The sequence below is a fragment of the bacterium genome, assembly GCA_016708025.1.
Taxonomy (GTDB): Bacteria; Zixibacteria; MSB-5A5; order GN15; family FEB-12; genus FEB-12.
Genome location: JADJGQ010000001.1, coordinates 623,281 through 640,099, shown reverse-complemented (window position 1 = coordinate 640,099; position 16,819 = coordinate 623,281). Strand labels below are relative to the sequence as shown.

The 16,819-nt window shown below is 53.5% G+C and carries 14 protein-coding genes; 3 read left to right on the top strand and 11 right to left on the bottom strand.

Going from position 1 to position 16,819, the window contains the following annotated elements; all coding sequences use genetic code 11:
• Positions 1–4 precede the first annotated feature (4 nt).
• From IPH75_02755 to IPH75_02720, 8 genes are all read right to left on the bottom strand, one after another.
• Positions 5–1,171, bottom strand: a complete 1,167-nt coding sequence (locus tag IPH75_02755) for a cysteine desulfurase (protein MBK7140986.1) — start codon at positions 1,169–1,171, stop codon at positions 5–7.
• 65 nt (positions 1,172–1,236) lie between these two features.
• Complete coding sequence (locus tag IPH75_02750; protein ID MBK7140985.1) at positions 1,237–3,123, bottom strand: BamA/TamA family outer membrane protein; 1,887 nt, start codon at positions 3,121–3,123, stop codon at positions 1,237–1,239.
• A 3-nt stretch (positions 3,124–3,126) separates the two neighbouring features.
• The gene (locus tag IPH75_02745; protein ID MBK7140984.1) at positions 3,127–6,660 is read right to left on the bottom strand and encodes a translocation/assembly module TamB domain-containing protein; all 3,534 of its coding nucleotides are present in this window, start codon (positions 6,658–6,660) and stop codon (positions 3,127–3,129) included.
• A complete protein-coding gene (locus IPH75_02740) occupies positions 6,660–7,325 on the bottom strand; it encodes a carboxymuconolactone decarboxylase family protein (GenBank protein MBK7140983.1) in 666 nt (221 codons plus the stop codon). The genes IPH75_02745 and IPH75_02740 overlap by 1 nt, the downstream gene beginning before the upstream one ends.
• A gap of 44 nt (positions 7,326–7,369) precedes the next feature.
• Positions 7,370–8,539 (bottom strand): PDZ domain-containing protein, encoded by a 1,170-nt coding sequence (locus tag IPH75_02735; GenBank protein MBK7140982.1) that lies wholly within the window; start codon positions 8,537–8,539, stop codon positions 7,370–7,372.
• 1 nt (position 8,540) lies between these two features.
• Complete coding sequence (locus IPH75_02730) at positions 8,541–9,215, bottom strand: zf-HC2 domain-containing protein (GenBank protein ID MBK7140981.1); 675 nt, start codon at positions 9,213–9,215, stop codon at positions 8,541–8,543.
• A complete protein-coding gene (locus tag IPH75_02725) occupies positions 9,172–9,774 on the bottom strand; it encodes a sigma-70 family RNA polymerase sigma factor (protein ID MBK7140980.1) in 603 nt (200 codons plus the stop codon). Before IPH75_02725 ends, IPH75_02730 begins: the two co-directional genes overlap by 44 nt.
• Positions 9,775–9,986: 212 nt before the next feature.
• Positions 9,987–11,249 (bottom strand): DUF401 family protein, encoded by a 1,263-nt coding sequence (locus IPH75_02720; protein ID MBK7140979.1) that lies wholly within the window; start codon positions 11,247–11,249, stop codon positions 9,987–9,989.
• A gap of 47 nt (positions 11,250–11,296) precedes the next feature.
• Here IPH75_02720 and pabB point away from each other — a divergent pair, with 47 nt between their 5' ends.
• From pabB to IPH75_02705, 3 genes are all read left to right on the top strand, one after another.
• Positions 11,297–12,640 (top strand): aminodeoxychorismate synthase component I, encoded by a 1,344-nt coding sequence (gene pabB / locus IPH75_02715; GenBank protein ID MBK7140978.1) that lies wholly within the window; start codon positions 11,297–11,299, stop codon positions 12,638–12,640.
• Positions 12,625–13,467 (top strand): aminotransferase class IV, encoded by an 843-nt coding sequence (locus tag IPH75_02710; GenBank protein ID MBK7140977.1) that lies wholly within the window; start codon positions 12,625–12,627, stop codon positions 13,465–13,467. Before pabB ends, IPH75_02710 begins: the two co-directional genes overlap by 16 nt.
• A 106-nt stretch (positions 13,468–13,573) precedes the next feature.
• Positions 13,574–14,407, top strand: a complete 834-nt coding sequence (locus IPH75_02705) for a hypothetical protein (GenBank protein MBK7140976.1) — start codon at positions 13,574–13,576, stop codon at positions 14,405–14,407.
• 67 nt (positions 14,408–14,474) lie between these two features.
• On the opposite strand, the gene IPH75_02700 is transcribed toward IPH75_02705, so the two are convergent.
• The 3 genes from IPH75_02700 to IPH75_02690 all read right to left on the bottom strand — a co-directional run bounded on the left by IPH75_02700 (position 14,475) and on the right by IPH75_02690 (position 16,795).
• Positions 14,475–15,209: a creatininase family protein gene (locus tag IPH75_02700; GenBank protein MBK7140975.1), complete on the bottom strand. Its 735-nt coding sequence runs from the start codon at positions 15,207–15,209 to the stop codon at positions 14,475–14,477.
• The gene (locus IPH75_02695) at positions 15,209–15,958 is read right to left on the bottom strand and encodes a DUF2064 domain-containing protein (protein MBK7140974.1); all 750 of its coding nucleotides are present in this window, start codon (positions 15,956–15,958) and stop codon (positions 15,209–15,211) included. Before IPH75_02695 ends, IPH75_02700 begins: the two co-directional genes overlap by 1 nt.
• Positions 15,959–16,054: 96 nt before the next feature.
• Complete coding sequence (locus IPH75_02690; protein MBK7140973.1) at positions 16,055–16,795, bottom strand: cytochrome c biogenesis protein CcdA; 741 nt, start codon at positions 16,793–16,795, stop codon at positions 16,055–16,057.
• Positions 16,796–16,819: the final 24 nt, after the last annotated feature.

Here is a 16,819-nt window from a genome sequence, read left to right as displayed (position 1 = left end):
CGCATCAGGTGCGGTTGTACTCCGGTGACATGGCCCGAAGTCGCTCGACAATCGGCGGGAGAACACGCAGGACGTAGTCGAGCTGCTCCCTGGTCGTGGAGCGTCCAAGCGAAAAGCGGATAGCACCATTGGCGATATTAGCCGGTATCCCCATCGCAGTCAGCACGTGCGATGGCTCAGTCGCGCCTGAGGTGCAGGCTGAGCCTGAAGCGACGGCAATCCCTTCCATATCCAAACCGAGAATAATCGGTTCGCCTGTGGTCCCCTTGAACGAAACATTGACCGTTTGTGGAATGCGGTTGCTACGCGGGCCATTGAATTTGACATCGGGAATCGCGGTTTCCAGTTTTCCAAGGAAGTAGTCGGCCAGCTCCTGCATGCGTGCGAAATCTGTGTCCATCCGTTTGCCCGCGATCTCCAGAGCCTTGGCCAAGCCGACAGCGCCAGCGACGTTTTCGGTGCCGGGGCGACGCTTTTTCTCGTGTGACCCACCGTACATGAGCGGGGATATTTTGATTCCCTGTCGAATAAACAGGGCGCCAGTCCCTTTGGGTCCGTAAATCTTATGTCCAGTAAGCGACAGCATATCTACGCCAAGCGCTTTGACATCAACCTTCACTTTCCCGATCGACTGGACCGCATCGGTATGGAAAAGGACGTTTTTTTCGTGGGCGACATCCGCCAGCGGACGAAGGTCCTGGATCGTGCCGGTCTCATTGTTGGCATGCATCACTGAAACCAGAAAGCTGTCCTCGCGAAGCAGCGGCCGAAGCTGGTCAGCGTGGGCAAACCCCTCCGCATCGACCGGCAAAAGCGACAGATCGAATCCTTCTTTGTGGTGAAGATGCTCGGCGGATTCGATTACGGCGTGGTGCTCATTGGCCGCCACTCCCAGATGCTTTTTCTTCCCCCGGAAGTGTGTGGCGGTGCCAAGAATCGCCAAATTGTCTGACTCGGTACCGCCTGAGGTGAAGAAGAGCTCGGACGGAAGGCAGTTGATGAACGAGGCAATAGACTCTCGTGCTGATTCAAGTGCTACTTTAGCTGACCGCCCGAACTGATGGACAGAGCTTGCGTTACCGAAGTCGTCTGTCAAGTGCGGAAGCATCGCTTCGACTACTTCCGGATCAACCGGCGTGGTGGCGTTATGGTCCAAATAGATCAACTGCATACCTGTTTTCCGTTCTTTCTATGAGAACAAAGTGGGGTCGAATTCAGGGACCCAGCACAGTGGTACTAGAACGCGTACAAGATAGTAAAGTGCCAGCGGTCGGCCAAGGGATAACGTTGCGATTTGACCGTTCGGGCATAGTCGATGCGGAGCGGACCGGCGGGGGTGACAATCTGAACACCGGTTCCAAGAGCAAAGGCAAAATCGTTGAACTGGAGTTGGTCCCAGGTATCGAACCCGTTCCCCATATCGAAGAAAAGTGACTGGTAAAGGGGCCAGGATCGCGTGATCTGCAAGGTTTTCCAGCGGAACTCCTGGTTGAAGATGGCATAGACTTGCGCGCCGGTTGGTTGGCCATCGCTTTGTGGACCGAGCGAATTCTCGCGGAATCCACGAATGGAATTTGCTCCGCCTAGATAAAAGCGATCTTCCAATGGAATGACGGTCCCCGCTCCGAACGCGTCCGCCCATCCCCCCTTTATCCGAGTCGCGGAGATCCAGCCTGGCCAGACCACTTGGAAGCTGGCGAAGGAGAGCTCCGCTTTCATGAAATCTTCGTCGCCACCAAGGAACCCGCCATAGTATTGCAGTGAACCATCGAGAACCGCGCCCCGGCTCGGTATGAAGACATTGTCTCTACTGTCCCTTCTAAAGTCGAAGATAAGCTTCCGGCGATTGGAAAGGCCCTCCTCCTCTGCCTTGATCTCGACCTGGTCCTCTGGGACTCCCGTGATGGTAACTGACTGATATTCGAATCCGAAGCGAATGGCCGCATACTGGCCGAATTTGCGCGTAGTCGAGGCGGCCACGGACCAGGAACTGACATCGTAGTCTTGCGTAGCTGACTTCACTTCAGGTCGGACTTCGCCCGTCAAATCAAGCGGCATGCGAATACCGAGAAACCAGGGTTGGGTGTAGCGTGCCCGATAGATATGGTTGAGCAGTCGACTGTCCGAGCCAAGCGCGAACTGGTAACTCGAAGAAAGTTCCACCCGGCGCGTCCCCAGAAAATTCCGTTTACCGAAGAGGAAGGTGAAATCCCAGAGCAGATCACGGACTTTCGATTGGGCGGCACCGGTCTGGAAAGTAGCATACATCGGCTTCCGCTCGCGCACGCGCAGGAGGAAGTCGGGATTAAGGCTATCCGGCGAATTCGGGTCGGTCGACAAAGTCAGCGTGCTGAAGTATCCCGATTCATAAAGTCGCTGTTGAGAGTCGAGAATATCTTCCCGCTTGTACAACGAGCCGGTCTTGATCTTTAATTCGCGAAGCGCCACCTTTTCGGGGTAATCGTCGATCCCTTCGATCCTCACCTTTCCGAAATAAACGAGCGGACCTGCATTGATCGAAAAGGTCGTGGGCGAATAGCCCAGGGAGTCGAAGAGATCAAAAGTGTGGATCACCTGGGCATACGGGTAGCCATTGTTCGCCAGGATAGATTTCATGTCGAATTCGGCCTGCCGAAGTACTACTGGGTTGACGGCTCTCCCGGGCGGCATGCGATTGGCTATCTTAACAAAATCACCCCTGAATTTCGGTGGGAAATCCCCCTGGACGGTTGCCTGGCCGTAATAGTAGCGGCGACCTTCGGTGATCGTAATGCGCACCTCGGCTTCATTGATCGAATCGGCAAAGCGGGGTAAGTAGGCCGTCTGCACGGACACATCAAGAAACCCCTCGGTCAGATAGAGATACGTGACCTCGAGTGAATCCCGGCGCGGCATTTCCCGTTGGACCTTCATTCTCCGTTCGCCGCGGAGTCCGCGCCAAAAATTGGCAGACCGCGAGTAGAGCTTCGCCTTGATATCCCCTTCATCGAAGAAGTGGTTGCCGATAATTGTGATTTTGGTAATCTTCGGCTCGCGAAACATCCAACGCTGGCTGTTACGGTCGGCGGCCTGAACCACAGATCCGAGGAGGAAAAATGCGAAAAGCAGTAGCAACCGGCGCACGGACTATTTAAACTCCCAGTGAAGTTTCAGGTTGAGATGGTAGAGGTCTTCCTCGTCGCGGCGCCCTTCCACCAGGAATGATTTGTTCAGACGGTACTCGAAGCCTAGTTCCCGTCCAGTCGCCCCCGAAAGGGATGACCGTCCGTACACATATAAACTAGGCGTTGTATAGAATCCAAGTGTTACCCGCGACTTAAGCGGGTCGAACTTCCCTGAATAGAGCGGATCGATCTCAAACGTTTCTACGCCCAGCCGACTCAATTGACGCGATCCTATCTGCGACACCTGCGTCCCGAGCAGGCCCGTCAGTCGCTGTTCCAAACCAGTAAAAGAACTCCCGTTAGCATCTGAGGTTGCCGAATTAGTCACCAGCAGAGGTAACAGGTCTTCACGGCTGAAACCGGCATCTCCGGAGACTGCCAGTTGTGGTTCTTCAAGTGTGCCGGTGACAACGACACAGAGCTCTTCATCTTTGCGGGGTTCGTCGTCAGTCGCGATCCCACGAATAATCGTACAGGCGGTGACATCGAGTGTCGGGTTCGGTTCGGCGACGTTGTCATAAATGGCTCGTGAACCGGACTGGATGGTCCAACTCCGGTCGAAAAGCGGCGCCTGGCCACGCAGAATCTCCATTTCGCCGATGAACCGATACTCTCCCCGTTCGCGTATGATGTTGAGGAAACCAGCGAACTCGGCATCAATATCGTCGTTTTCAATCCAGAAGTTGGAGGGGACCTCCACATTGATATTGAGATTCCAGGCCTGATCGCCGGCCAGCACGGCCATGATCGGTGAACCTTCTTCAGCCTCGGCGAAATTCGCCCGATAGCGAGCAGAAAGAATGGTCAGGTCTCCTGTGACCTCGGGCGGAGACTCTCCCTGTACAGAAAGGTCACCCTCGACAACCGCGTGAATATCATCCAACTCGTAGTAAACCGGGAAGGCCCGAGGTAACGAGACATCTATATTCCAGATGATATTATTGAGTTGCTTGAAAGTAAGGTCACCTTCGATTGTCGCGATACTTTTGCCGCTGGGGGCACGTTTGTCTTTGACATAGGCTTCGATCTGGTCGACCATTATCTGGTTATCCCGCATCCGAAACTCCGCGGAGTCAGCAAATACGGTATCCACCAGATCGTAGTACTTCAGCCTGGCATTGGCGAGTGTCACAGCTCCTTCGAGATGGGGCGCATTGGGAGTGCCATACAGGCGAACATCAGCACGCATATCCCCGCCCAGATATTCGACCGAGGGGAGAAACGCTTCCACCAGATCAAAGCGATGATCGGTGGCATTGATCGTCAGATCAAATGGGCGATCCAGTATCTGTATCGAGTCAGCGGTCAGATCAAGATCGACATTAAAGTTGCCATGCGCGCGATAGATGCCTGTGTCCGAGGTCAGCAGACTGCTGTCTATTGTCAGGGTCCTTTCTCGGTACGAAGCGGTCATACGAAGGTCGCCAAGATGAAGGTCCTTCCATGCAACCGAGTCAACTTCGCCAGTCAATTCAAAGAGAGGTGCGCGAAGCGATCCCCCCAGTTTCCCTTGAAGCGAAGCTCGGCCATCGAGAGGGAAATCCGGCCGAAAGAGACTGGCCCATGCACGGAGAGGAATGTCGTTGACCGAAAGCGCCAAATTCAGATCACCGTCGTAGTCGTACCGTCCAAGTGCCATGGCCATTGAGCCGCCGCTGGCAATGGCCCCGCGCTCGATATTCAGCCCACGATCATCAACGGCCAGTTCGATCTGGCCCCTGTTGTAGAGCCGCTGATCTCGGAATAACAGGGTAACGGAGTCGACATACACTTTTTGAGGCGTCTCACGGTGATGCAAATATCCATGAGCCATAGCCCGAAAGTCGGGTGAATAGAAAAATACCGTATCGACATCAACTACCTGCTGGTGCAGTTGCAGATAGGTGAACAGGGTGTCGAACGGAATGTCGTAGAGTGCTCCATTGAGTGCGGTCGCGATCACCTGCCCGCTCTGCTCGGAGAAGATCTTGCTGACATTCACTCCCAATTCGAGACTGTCGGTGAATATGTCGTAGATCCAGGCTGAGTCAGAAGTGATGAACGCTTGAAGATCAGGGTCTTTTGTTGAGCCGGAGAGCGATGCTTCGCCATGCGCCCGACCGGCCAATTCCTTGATAAAGAGCTTCCCCTGATACGCCTCCAGATTCGGAAGGTCAGCGTTTACCAGAAGGCTGAGGTCCTTGCTGTACTCGACATCGCCGGTGACCTCAAACCGATTTCCGTAATATTCGATCGCAAATGGTTCGGGGAAAGTGACTTTCTTCGTCGTAATATCCACCTTGCCGCTGGCAACCTGAATCGGATAATCGGCAAAGTAGCTATCATAGAAGTCGCCGGTGACAGATAGCAACATGGTCTCGCTCTTGAAGGAACTCCCCTCCATGTGAATATCCGCATTGAGATCGGAAGGGAGTGTTCCCTTGATAAGCGACTCAAGGTTGAAATGTTCAATCGCGAGATCAAGCCGATACGTTTCCGGCTTTGGACTGAAAATAATCTCACCGGAGCCATCCACTGCGCATCTATCCAGAATCAGACCGTACACTGTGTCAAAGACCAAATGCTTCTGCGGGAGGTGGAAGTGAAAATTCATGAAGAGATTGTTGATGTCGGCGATCATGAACCGTCCACCCATCCCAAGCGTACCGTTCAACATCGAATCGCTGAACGTGATGGAACCGTAGAGATCCAGCATGCCATTTAGTTTGGCGCCGGTCCAGGGCCCGATATCTCGGAGATCGAGGTTGTCGGCGTTGAAGGTAATATGCCCTGCCTTTTGACGGATCCCCCCTGCCCCATTCAGTTTTATGTGCGTACTGTCACGGCTGATCGTCAGATCTCGGAATGCCACTAACTGATGCGAGTAGGTTATCTGGCCGGTGAGTGACGACAGCAGGTAGCGCGACTGATTCGAATTGATATTTGCCTGCGTGATCTCGAGGGCCACCGTCTGGTCGGCGCTGGCGATGGATGCGTGAAGGTTGATGTCGAAAAACTGGAGCGTGTCATTCGGCTTGAACACTGTTACCGCCAGATTTTCGATTGAAAGCTTGTCGATCACGAACTCCGGGATCGCGCCGGCAGAGTCGGTCGCTTTTGGTCCGGGGCGGGTCGGCAGGCCAAATCGGCCGACCGAATCCTGCACCAGTGTTATGCGAGTCGAATCAAGTCGTACGGATGAGAAGTTGATTCGGTTATCGATCAGATTTCGCCACGAATAGCTGGCGCTGAGATTTTCGGTATAAAATATCTCCTGGCCGCCGAGTGAATCATCGAAACGGACACGCAGTTCGCGGATAGTCAGGTCATCCAACAAGCTACCGTCGATATCGCCGATACTTACCTGAAACGGGAGCGATGACGGCATTAACTTGTTCAGGCGCGCTGTGACGATCCGTTCCAATCCATGCATCTCAAACAGATAATAGGCAACCCCGGCGCCGAGCAACAGAATGCCGGCGATACTGAGAAGCAGTATTTTCAGCCAGAGACGCATCAACTCACCTTCATTCGAATCAACAACTTCCCGGCCGTCGCATATCCGTCGGCGAAATCCGCCAGGTCCTCGATCACCAGCCGCAGCAACTCAGGAGTGGCTCCGACATTGAGAGCGCCCCGCATATGCGAATGGAGCTGTTGCTCCCGGTCATCGGCAATCAACATAGCCACATTGGCCAGTTCACGATCAACCAGCCCAAGTCCGGGGCGAGACAGGACTTTGCCGTATCCTTCCATGATCATCCAGCGAAAGACTTCGGGGGCCATTGCCTCGACTCGGGTGCGCAATGGCTCGAAATTCTCTCCATATACCTTTTTACACAGAGACATACCGTTGACGAACCAGCTTGCGGCCTCGTTTCCGGTCAGCGGTTCGAGGGAGCCTGGCTTACCCGACAATGGGTAGACCTTATCCAGCGCCTCAGCGGCGGTCAACATTCGTGGAAAGCCAAGAAAGAGATACGACTGCAGGATGAGCTCATAAAACGGGTGACGTTCAATGGAGTGTCGCTTCCCCCCTTGAAGCAGGAGTTCAATGGTTGCTGGATCATTTGTGGCAAGGGATGCAGCAAAAAGCGCGAGCCAACGGGAGACCAGATGTTTTTCGGGAGCAAACCGTTCGGTCCGACTGCGGAAAGCCTCCAACTGGGCGTCTGGTAACATACCTCTAAGGTATGCAGGAATGATAAGTTAGGGCAATGTTGAAATTAGCGGGCGCGACGTAATCGTTGCTCGAGGCGGGAGATTTCCTGTTTCAAATACTGAAGCACTTTGGCCAGAGAATCCGGGGTCGGCTCGTACGGGTTCCATTCCTCAGTTTCCGCCGTAGGGCCACTGAGTGTTTTTTGTCCGATCTGGACGCGAGCGGTGAGGACCTGATTGGAGCGGATATAATTGATTTCGGCAATTGCCCCAGGCTTGGCCAATCGGACGATTTTGGCAAGGTCAGCCGCTGTGGTGATCCGTTGTCCGCGGAATCCGACAATCAGGTCGCCACGGATCAGCCCGGCCCGCTCAGCAGGTGAACTTGGTGAGATGTAGGTGATCACGACCCCCTTGTCGATCAGGTTGCCAAATCCGCTCTGAGACGCGGAGGCAACTGATGAAATTGACGCATCGAGTTCTATCCCGGGAGTGATCTCGATATCGGCGGTCGACACGCCGATGTAACCGGCCTGACGGTCACCATGAACCAACAAATGGCTGATCGTACTATTGAGCTGGTAGGCAGGAACGGCGACGGTGACATCCGGGGTCTGGCCCATCGAACCAACGACTATCCCAAGTAGTCTCCCTTGTAGGTCAAAAACTCCTCCACCCACTGCCGACGGGCTCACTGAGGCGGAGAATTGGAGATTTCCATCTGGACGCAAGCCGGCACAAAAGCCGATCGTCGGAGTGGCACGAAGACCGAACGCATGCCCCATCGCCACGACCATTTGGCCGGCGCAGACGCGTCGATCACACATTTTGGCCGGAGTACCAATCGGCTGACTGGGCAATAAAAGAGCCAAATCGGTCAGGTAGTCCACAGCTATCAGTGTAGCTGGATAACGATGATTCTCGTAATTGATGAAAAGCCGCTCATGCTGCACGACGGATGAAGCGGAGACCAGAACATGACCGAAGGTATCGCAAATCACTCCTGACGAGACAAGGTTCTCCATCAGGTCGTTCCCGCCATACACTGAGGAACTCCCCGGTCGGTAATTCTCAACAGTGACAATTGACCGGGAGAGACTATAAACCAAGTCATTCATGCCGCTTTCGAGAGATGTCAGCGGTCGTTCAGCGGCTTCAGAATGAGTGGGAGAAAGAACCGCCCAGATGACGGCAAACGTCAGTATCCGGGCGGTATTAAGGTAACACGTTAGCATTTTAGTATATGGCCCGTGCCTCCGAAACCTGGGTGGAATTAGCCGGCTGATAGACGCGAATCACCGGACGCATCTTCAGCATCTCCTGGAAATACTGGTTGTGGCCAGCCCAGCCGTGCGACGATTGCGCGGCGACATTCGAGAAACTCGACGAGCTGGTCAGCATACCGGAAAGTCTGTTCATCCGTTCTGTCTGCGCCAATTCAGAGCGTAACGACCAGTTAGCCTTGAGTCTTGGCGACATGTTCGGGTTGTTGGTCGGTTGGACAGTCTGATAATCATCGGACTGGGCGACCGGCTCAGAGCCAATCAACGGTACTTGCTGAGGGGAGGTAAGGACCGCAATGGCAACGACCGTCAACACCAAGGCGCTTGACAGAACCGGCGCAAGCGTCCGCCAGGCAAAACGCGGGGCTCGCTGGGGCAAGTATGCTTTGGTGCGGGTCTCCGCAAATCGCTCTTCAGCGATCCGGTTCAACAGCCGGGTATTAAAATCACCCGACAACGCAACCTTCGGCATCTCGCGCGTGGCAGTATCCATACCGCGCACCATCACTTCTTCCTGTCGGCAAGCGGCACAGGTAGAGAGATGTTCTCGCACGGCGAGTACTTCCCGACCTGTCAGCTCATCTTTACAGTAAGCCGACAGGCAAGAGCGTACTTTTTGACAACGCATTATATTCCTCCAGTCTTGGCTGTAGCTTGTCACGCAGAATCAGACGCGCCCGGTTGACGCGGGACTTGACTGTCCCCAGCGGCACACCGAGTACTTCGGCAACTTCTTCGTAAGGCATCTCCTGAACATCGCGCAGCATGAAAGCGGTACGATACTTTTCAGGCAATTCCTTGATGGCGGCATCGATCGCCTGGGGCAGACGGCTCGGGATCTTGGCTTCGACCGCAAATTCCGCTTCGTGCCCCTGCATATCCGTGATCTCGTAAAATTTGAATTTCTTCCGTTTGCGAAGTTCGTTTCTCGCAAGATTCAGGCAGATGGTATAGATCCAGGTTGAAAAACAGTGCTGGAAATTAAACGATTGCCGATGTTGATACACTCGGACAAAGGTCTCCTGGACTATGTCTTCCGCCTCCTCAGCCGACGACAACATTCGGCTTATCACATTCATGAGCCGATCCTTGTATCGGTCGACCATGGTATTAAATGCTACCATGTCACCCTTTTGGATCGAGCGCATTAACGCGAAGTCAATGTCCTTTTCGGTCTCTTTGGCCATAGTTGCGATGCCCTTGTCTTTATGGTTCTTAAGGTAATACCCGCGAAACGGGATTTCTTTCCACCGGCAGGCCAAAAAACTACGTTTTTTAACGTCTTATGGGGCCGGTCAGGTGCAATCGGAGAACCGTCCAGATCTCCCCCATTAGAACGAATTCGAGCAGATAAAGTTGAAGACAGTCAGAATATACTACGTAACCGATTACTTGTCAATCAGTTAATTGCAAACAGGGTGGGCCAGGCCGATTGACTCAAGAGAAACCCAAGTACAGCCAAAATGAGTAGCGGCACAATGACTAACTTATAGACAGACATCAGGTTACTCTTAAAGTACTCATTGGTCAGTACCAAGCAAAGGTGGGTTGGGGCCAGTAACATCCCGACATAACCGGCCAGGTAGGCCAACTGAATGTTTCCGGGGATAATGACGGGTTGGTACAGGAAGCCTGCCAGAAGGGCATACCCCATCCCGACATAGGCTGCCACCATTCCAGTCAGCAACCCAATGATAAAGCAGATCAGGAAAATCAACAGCGCTGGAGGGAAATGATACTGCTGTGCCAGCAACGTGATCTGCGAAATTGCACCGGAAAGCTCTAGCACAGTTTGGAACGAGAGAATGCCAAACACGAGGAATACGAGTTTGTACGAAAGCCCATGCTTCAGCGATGGCCAGAGAATCTTGGTAGATGGCCGGGTGGCAATAATGAGCGCAAGCATGGCGGCCAGAACCGCCCAGGCCATATTGACCTTGAAAACGGCATAGACGGCTATCGCACCGGCGATCGGCCAGAGCGAACTCAGTATACCTTTCACCGCCAGCCCACTGCTCACCTGATGTTCAGTGCCGATTTCGATGTGGCGCGAGTAAAACAGCCCCCCGATGACTGCCATCATGATCGTCATAGGCAGTTGCATCATCGCCACCTGGAACATCGGCATCCCGGTGATTGCTTCGGTAAGTATGATCCCGGGATAAACCGGCCAGAAAAACTCGACCATATGGCGGAACCAGTAATTGGTGACCGTCTTGAATTCAGGCGAGTATCGCTTCTCCTGAAGAACATTGCCGACCAAGGGCGCGGAAAGGAGAGCTCCACCTGGCATCGGCATTAAACCGATCAAGAAAGGGAGAACCGCAACGGCTGTTCGATTTCCGCCCGGCAGGAGACGGCAGGCCTCGGCAAGGCGGTGCAGGTACCCCAACTCCGCCAACAACGAACCAAGCGTAGTGATCAGGATAATGACCGCAGTGAGAGAAAGAAATCGCTCGGACTTGATCAATTCCCAGTAGCCGTCCAACAGCGCCGAAACCGGAACCTGATACAGGATAGCCGCTAACAGCCCGGCGATGAACAAGGTCAATCCAACCGACAGTTTTTTGCGAAGTGCAAAGACGATCAAGGCAAGTATCGCAAGCAGTTTGGCGAGTTCCATCGGGCCAAGAAAGCAGGTTGTGACGGCAATGTCAAACACGCTTCCGACTTGACAGTCGGTCGCCCTCGGATACCTTACTGCAACCCATGAGTCACTTTACTGCACAATCCGCTTCCCTCTCTCAGCGGGAATTTCTGAGTCACGTCCAGCAGTGCGCCAATCAGCCCGGGTTTGCCTGGCTTGATTCGGCCATGCAATTGCCGGACCGTGGGCAGCTCTCCTTGCTTGCTTATCATCCGGTCCTTACGATGGGCTATTCGGGCGGACAGTTGACCACAGAGACCAAGCACGGCCGTCGAGAAGTGTCTTGTTCTCCTATGGAGGCACTAAGACTGATCGATACTCTGGTCAATGAAGATGAACTGATAGCTGTCGGCTGTATCTCGTACGAGGGAACGCTGGAGATGCAGGAGATAGAGGCTGTCTATTCCCTTCCCTGCCCGACTTTCGAGTTTCGCCTGTATGAATCGGTTCTTGAGTACGACCATGCCCAGCAAATGATTCGTCAGGTCGGGCATCCAGCAAACTTGCTGGATAGTGCACGAGAAGAGTCTCGCACCCCGCCGAAAAGACCAGCTACTGGGCCGACAATCTCGTCGGCGCTCAAGCGAAGTGAATACTTGCGGGCCGTGGCACGGATCAAGGAGCATATCCACGAGGGTGATATCTATCAGGCGAATTTCACCACCCGCTTTGATGTCCGGTCGCCTGAATCACCGTTCGAAGTATATTTGCGATTGCGCTCGCTCTCCCCTGCTCCTTATGCCGCCTTTCTCGATTGCGGAGCGATGCAGATACTCTCATCTTCTCCCGAACGGATGCTCCTGCGTAGCGGTGACCGGATAACCACCAGTCCGATCAAAGGAACCATTGCCGCCGGAGACTCGGAGTTGGAGACCGAAGCGAATCGGAGAAGCCTGATCGCTTCGGAGAAAGATCGTGCCGAATTGTTGATGATCGTTGACCTGGAGCGAAATGACCTCGGCAGGATCGCCGAAGTCGGTAGCGTGACAGTCGACTCTCTATTTCGTACGGAGCAATATCGATCGCTCATTCACTTGGTCAGCGACATTTCCGCGACAGTCGGAGCTGAGACATCAATTGCAGATGTCCTGCAGGCACTTCTCCCCGGCGGTTCGATCACCGGGGCGCCAAAACTGCGTGCGATTGAGATACTGCAGCAGCTTGAGCCGGTGCCACGCGGAGTATACACCGGGTGCATTGGCTACATCATGAGTGGGCGGGCTGATTTCAATATTGCAATACGGACCATGGTTCACCAAAATGGGATATACCAGATCCATGCCGGGGGCGGTGTTGTGGCCGACAGCTCCCCTGATGCGGAATATGAAGAAATGCTGCTCAAAGCGACCAATATGTTTCGGGCGGTTGGGCTAACCGAGGATAAGATCGCATGTTTACACCGATAGCTTCGATAAATGGGAAACTGTTCAAGCCTGACCAGGCTAAGATCTCTGTCTTCGACAATTCTCTACTCTACGCCGAGGGGCTCTTTGAGACATTTCTGGGAGTCGAAGATCAAGTAGTCTTTGCCAAAGAGCACCTCGATCGCCTTGAGCGCGGGGCCAAAGTGATCGGCCTGCAACTCCCGGCTTCCCGCACTCAAATTGAGACCTGGATGAAACGGGCTTTGAAGGCGTATCCCGCAAGAGTCAAGCAACTTCGCCTGACGGTCACCGCCGGTGACTCACCACGCTGGCGCGGCAAAGCGAGCGACCCGCAGGTAATCATCCTGGTCGGGCCCCATCAACTGCCGACCAGACCAACCCGGTTGATCGTCTCACCATTTCGAGTGGATGAAGAATCTGTTTTCCGACGGATTAAGACGATCTCCTATGCCATTCATGCGGCCGCGCTGAAGATTGCCAAACGGAAAAAGTATGACGATGCCATCATGCTCAACGAGCGGGGGTATGTGGCGGAGGTCTCCTCGGCCAATATCTTTTGGGTAAAGCGAGGGATCGTTTATACTCCCCCGGTCAATGCCGGCTGTCTTGAAGGGACAACGCGCGAAGTTATGTTGCGCCAGACGCGGAAACTGAAACTCCGTCTTGTCGAGAAAGATGCGACGGTCAAGCAGTTAGTGAGTGCCGATGAGGTATTTATCTCAAGTTCCACCCGCCTGGTGATCTCCGTGCAGGAGATAGCCGACAAGAAACGTCATTTCTTCGAGCCGGGGCCGGTCACCGAGATGATACGGCAACATTTTCTACGAATGGTCGGCCTGAACGAGTGAGTGTGCGATTTCGGCCAAACCGGTTCGCCTGTTTTAATTTGACTTGTTCCGCCAGCCCGGGCATATAACTGGTAGTAAAAAAACAGCTACTGCAGGATAACCAGGCATGACCAGACGACTTTTCACCATACTCCTGATTGTAACCACGTTCGCTACTGCGAATATGGCGATCGCACAGCCCCCGGCAGACAACGAGCAGGCCCGCGATGTCAGCGGGACTCTGTACGATATTCCCCCACGCGATCTCATTGATATGCCGACTGCGGGTACTCTACCGCGCAGCTACTTTGATATTGGACTCCGCGTTTATTCAGGTGGTGGGGCGCTCGGTACGTGTAATATCGGTCTGTCTAATCGCCTGACGCTGGGTATCGCCTATGGCGCGGAAGGGGCGATCTCAAACGACGAGCCGAACTGGAACCCGGACATTGAATTCAATCTCAAGTTCCGCATAATCGATGAGATGCAGTATTTCCCCGGCATCGTGGTGGGGTACTCGTCGCAGGGGGATGGCCGCTGGAATAAGGACTTACAACGGTATGAGTTTAAGTCGAGAGGATTTTATGCCGTTGCCAGCCGTTCGTTCTATTTCTACAAGTGGACCTCGGGATGGCATGCCGGGATCAACTATTCAATGGAAAAGAAGAAAGACGAAGACAAAACGCTGAATGGATTTTTCGGTTTTGATGCGACCTTCAATTACAACCTGGCCCTGCTTTTGGAGTACGATCTGGCGTTGAATGACGACCGCTCAACCTATCCGGACGGCTCGCCCGCTAATTTCTCAGGCCAGGGGCGGGGATATCTGAATTCATCGATCAAGTGGTTGTTTGCGCAGAATCTCCAGATCGAGGTGATGCTCAAAGACCTGCTGTTGAACCGTCGCGAAGCCTCGACCATCACGCGTGAGCTGCGGTTGACGTATATAGAGCACTTCTGATTTTGTTCTGAGATTATTGATAGCTGAAATGAAAAGGGCCTCACACCGGTGAGGCCCTTCTGATTTGTTACATTCCCCACTTTCGCCAGCGGGAGAGGACCAGTTCGGTAAAATCACCGACTGTCTCAATCACCTTCTGACGGTACTCCTGTATTCGTTTATTGTCGAACTCAGGATACCCCTCTCCCTCTTTGTAGAGCAAAATCGTACCTGGAACCGGGTAGATATCCGCGCCGGGCCGAAAATACCATGCGAGGTCAGGATCGTATTGTTCTTTGCCGCCCAGTTTCGGGTCAATTGACATTACCATCGCGGTTTCATCGGTCCCGGAATGACCGCCGGTATGACCAAAGAACTGTTCCGTCATCTTTCCGCACAGCTCCCACCAGTGAAGCACCGCGATATTGCACTTTCGCTCATGGTGAAACTCGAAAGCGACCGACTTGAGCGCGTTATTGTTACCGCCATGCCCGTTCATCAGAATGATATTCTTGAAACCTGAATCGGCATACGAGTCGAGGATGTCTCGAACGAACCGCCGGTAATTATCCTCGGCAATAGTCGAACCGCCGTTATAGCGGATCAGCGAACGGGTGATGCCGTAGTTGAGCGTTGGAGCAACCAGCGCGTTTATCCGTTCGGCGATACCATCGGCAATGATCTCCGGGATGAAATTATCAGTGCCGATAGCAGAGGAACCGTGCCCCTCAACCGTCCCGGCCGGGAATACGATGGTATCAATTTGTGACGGGACAAGCTGACGGACTGTCAGCCAGGAGAGTTTTTGCAGATGCCGTTCCATTACGGCTCCAATCGGGTGAGAATGCGCTCGATCACCACTTCGGTCTCCCGGGCGGTAAACTCGTCTCCTTCGAAGCGGAACTGATTGATATCGCGCGCCATCGTCTCAAGATAATCCGGGTTCTCGACCGCATACCAGATCTCAAGTTCGGCCCAGGAGAGGTGCGCCGACGTAAAGGCGTTTGCGACGTCATGATAGATGGTTGGGGCCTTCCAGTCAAAATCCCGCAATTGTATCTGCAGGCTGCCGGACATCCCAAGCGAATAGTAGCGACCTTCCGGCGTCGGTCCGAAGACGGCATCGGATTCATTGAGCATCTTCAGCGCGGTCTTCATCATTTTGCTGGTGATGGTCGGCGTGCGACTTCCCAGCAAAAGAACATGCTTATATCCCTGGTCGAAACAGTCGTGAAAGACTGCATCCATTCGCTCGGCCCAGGCACCGCCCGACTGCTCTATGACCGTGAAACGGTTCTTGAGCGCCTCAGCGCGTTTCCCATCGAGTTTATTGGTCAGATATTCAGTAACGATTTTGATCAGGCGCTTGCGATCGGTCTGATCGACATGGTACAGCCGAACGTCGGCATTGCCGACATCGAAGGCGTTGGTGATCGTATCGGTGATAAAAGCCTGATGGAGAAAGCGAAGATTATCACCTTTGATGATGCCGAAATCCATCGACGACCCTTCTTCGGTCGGCTCCTGGATGCAAATGGCAACGACGGAATCTATCTTCTTCTTTTCAGGCATATATATCCACACTCGACAATGGTGACTGTTTCCATGCCGGAAATATATGTCCGGGCGAAATGGCAGTCAAGCCACGCCCGGGAGATTTGCGAAAAATTAGCCGATCTCCTGCAGCGCCGGAAACCAATCCATCAGGTAGATAGACAGTCGCTGCAACAGGTCAAAGAAGATCATAACGCCGACCAGCATCAGCAACGACCCGGAGATGATCTCCACCGCTCGGAAATGACGTTTTATGAAGCCGAATGCGCCGATCAGGTAGTTGAACAAAACAGCAGTCAATATGAATGGAATGCCGAGTCCGGCAGAATAGAAAGCCAACAGAATAACGCCCTGCGATACATTCTCTTGTTGTGTAGCCAGTGTCAGAATAGCCGCAAGGATCGGACCGATGCATGGAGTCCAGCCAAAGGCAAAGGCCATACCGATCAAGATAGAACCAACGACGCCGAATTTCTTCTGCCCGGCGTGGAAGCGCTTCTCATAGTTGAGGAAGCCGATACGGAATACCCCCGCAACATGGAGGCCAAAGATGAAGATGACCACCCCGGCCACTTTGCTGAAGATATCTTTGTATTTGAAGATATTGCCGACTTGTGGGGCAATCGCACCAAAAAAGATGAAGACCAAAGAGAAACCGACCACAAAGAGGACTGTATTGAGTACCAATTTCCGATAATGCGCGCCAGCCTTCTCACGTGAAGTCAGATCCTCGATTGAGACACCTGAAATGAATGACAGGTATCCTGGAATCAGCGGTAGTACGCAGGGGGACAGGAATGACAGCAATCCGGCAAGAATGGCGGTTGGGATCTCAACGGTGGCGGAACCTTGCAAAGTGGTCTCTCCCTTCCTATGGTG

What these genes read in the sequence shown, in the direction of transcription:
- IPH75_02755 (MBK7140986.1), bottom strand. Translation starts at nt 1,171, where the DNA reads ATGCAGTTGATCTATTTGGACCATAACGCCACCACGCCGGTTGATCCG.
- IPH75_02745 (MBK7140984.1), bottom strand. Translation starts at nt 6,660, where the DNA reads ATGCGTCTCTGGCTGAAAATACTGCTTCTCAGTATCGCCGGCATTCTG.
- IPH75_02740 (MBK7140983.1), bottom strand. Translation starts at nt 7,325, where the DNA reads ATGTTACCAGACGCCCAGTTGGAGGCTTTCCGCAGTCGGACCGAACGG.
- IPH75_02735 (MBK7140982.1), bottom strand. Translation starts at nt 8,539, where the DNA reads ATGCTAACGTGTTACCTTAATACCGCCCGGATACTGACGTTTGCCGTC.
- IPH75_02730 (MBK7140981.1), bottom strand. Translation starts at nt 9,215, where the DNA reads ATGCGTTGTCAAAAAGTACGCTCTTGCCTGTCGGCTTACTGTAAAGAT.
- IPH75_02725 (MBK7140980.1), bottom strand. Translation starts at nt 9,774, where the DNA reads ATGGCCAAAGAGACCGAAAAGGACATTGACTTCGCGTTAATGCGCTCG.
- pabB (MBK7140978.1), top strand. Translation starts at nt 11,297, where the DNA reads ATGAGTCACTTTACTGCACAATCCGCTTCCCTCTCTCAGCGGGAATTT.
- IPH75_02710 (MBK7140977.1), top strand. Translation starts at nt 12,625, where the DNA reads ATGTTTACACCGATAGCTTCGATAAATGGGAAACTGTTCAAGCCTGAC.
- IPH75_02705 (MBK7140976.1), top strand. Translation starts at nt 13,574, where the DNA reads ATGACCAGACGACTTTTCACCATACTCCTGATTGTAACCACGTTCGCT.
- IPH75_02700 (MBK7140975.1), bottom strand. Translation starts at nt 15,209, where the DNA reads ATGGAACGGCATCTGCAAAAACTCTCCTGGCTGACAGTCCGTCAGCTT.
- IPH75_02695 (MBK7140974.1), bottom strand. Translation starts at nt 15,958, where the DNA reads ATGCCTGAAAAGAAGAAGATAGATTCCGTCGTTGCCATTTGCATCCAG.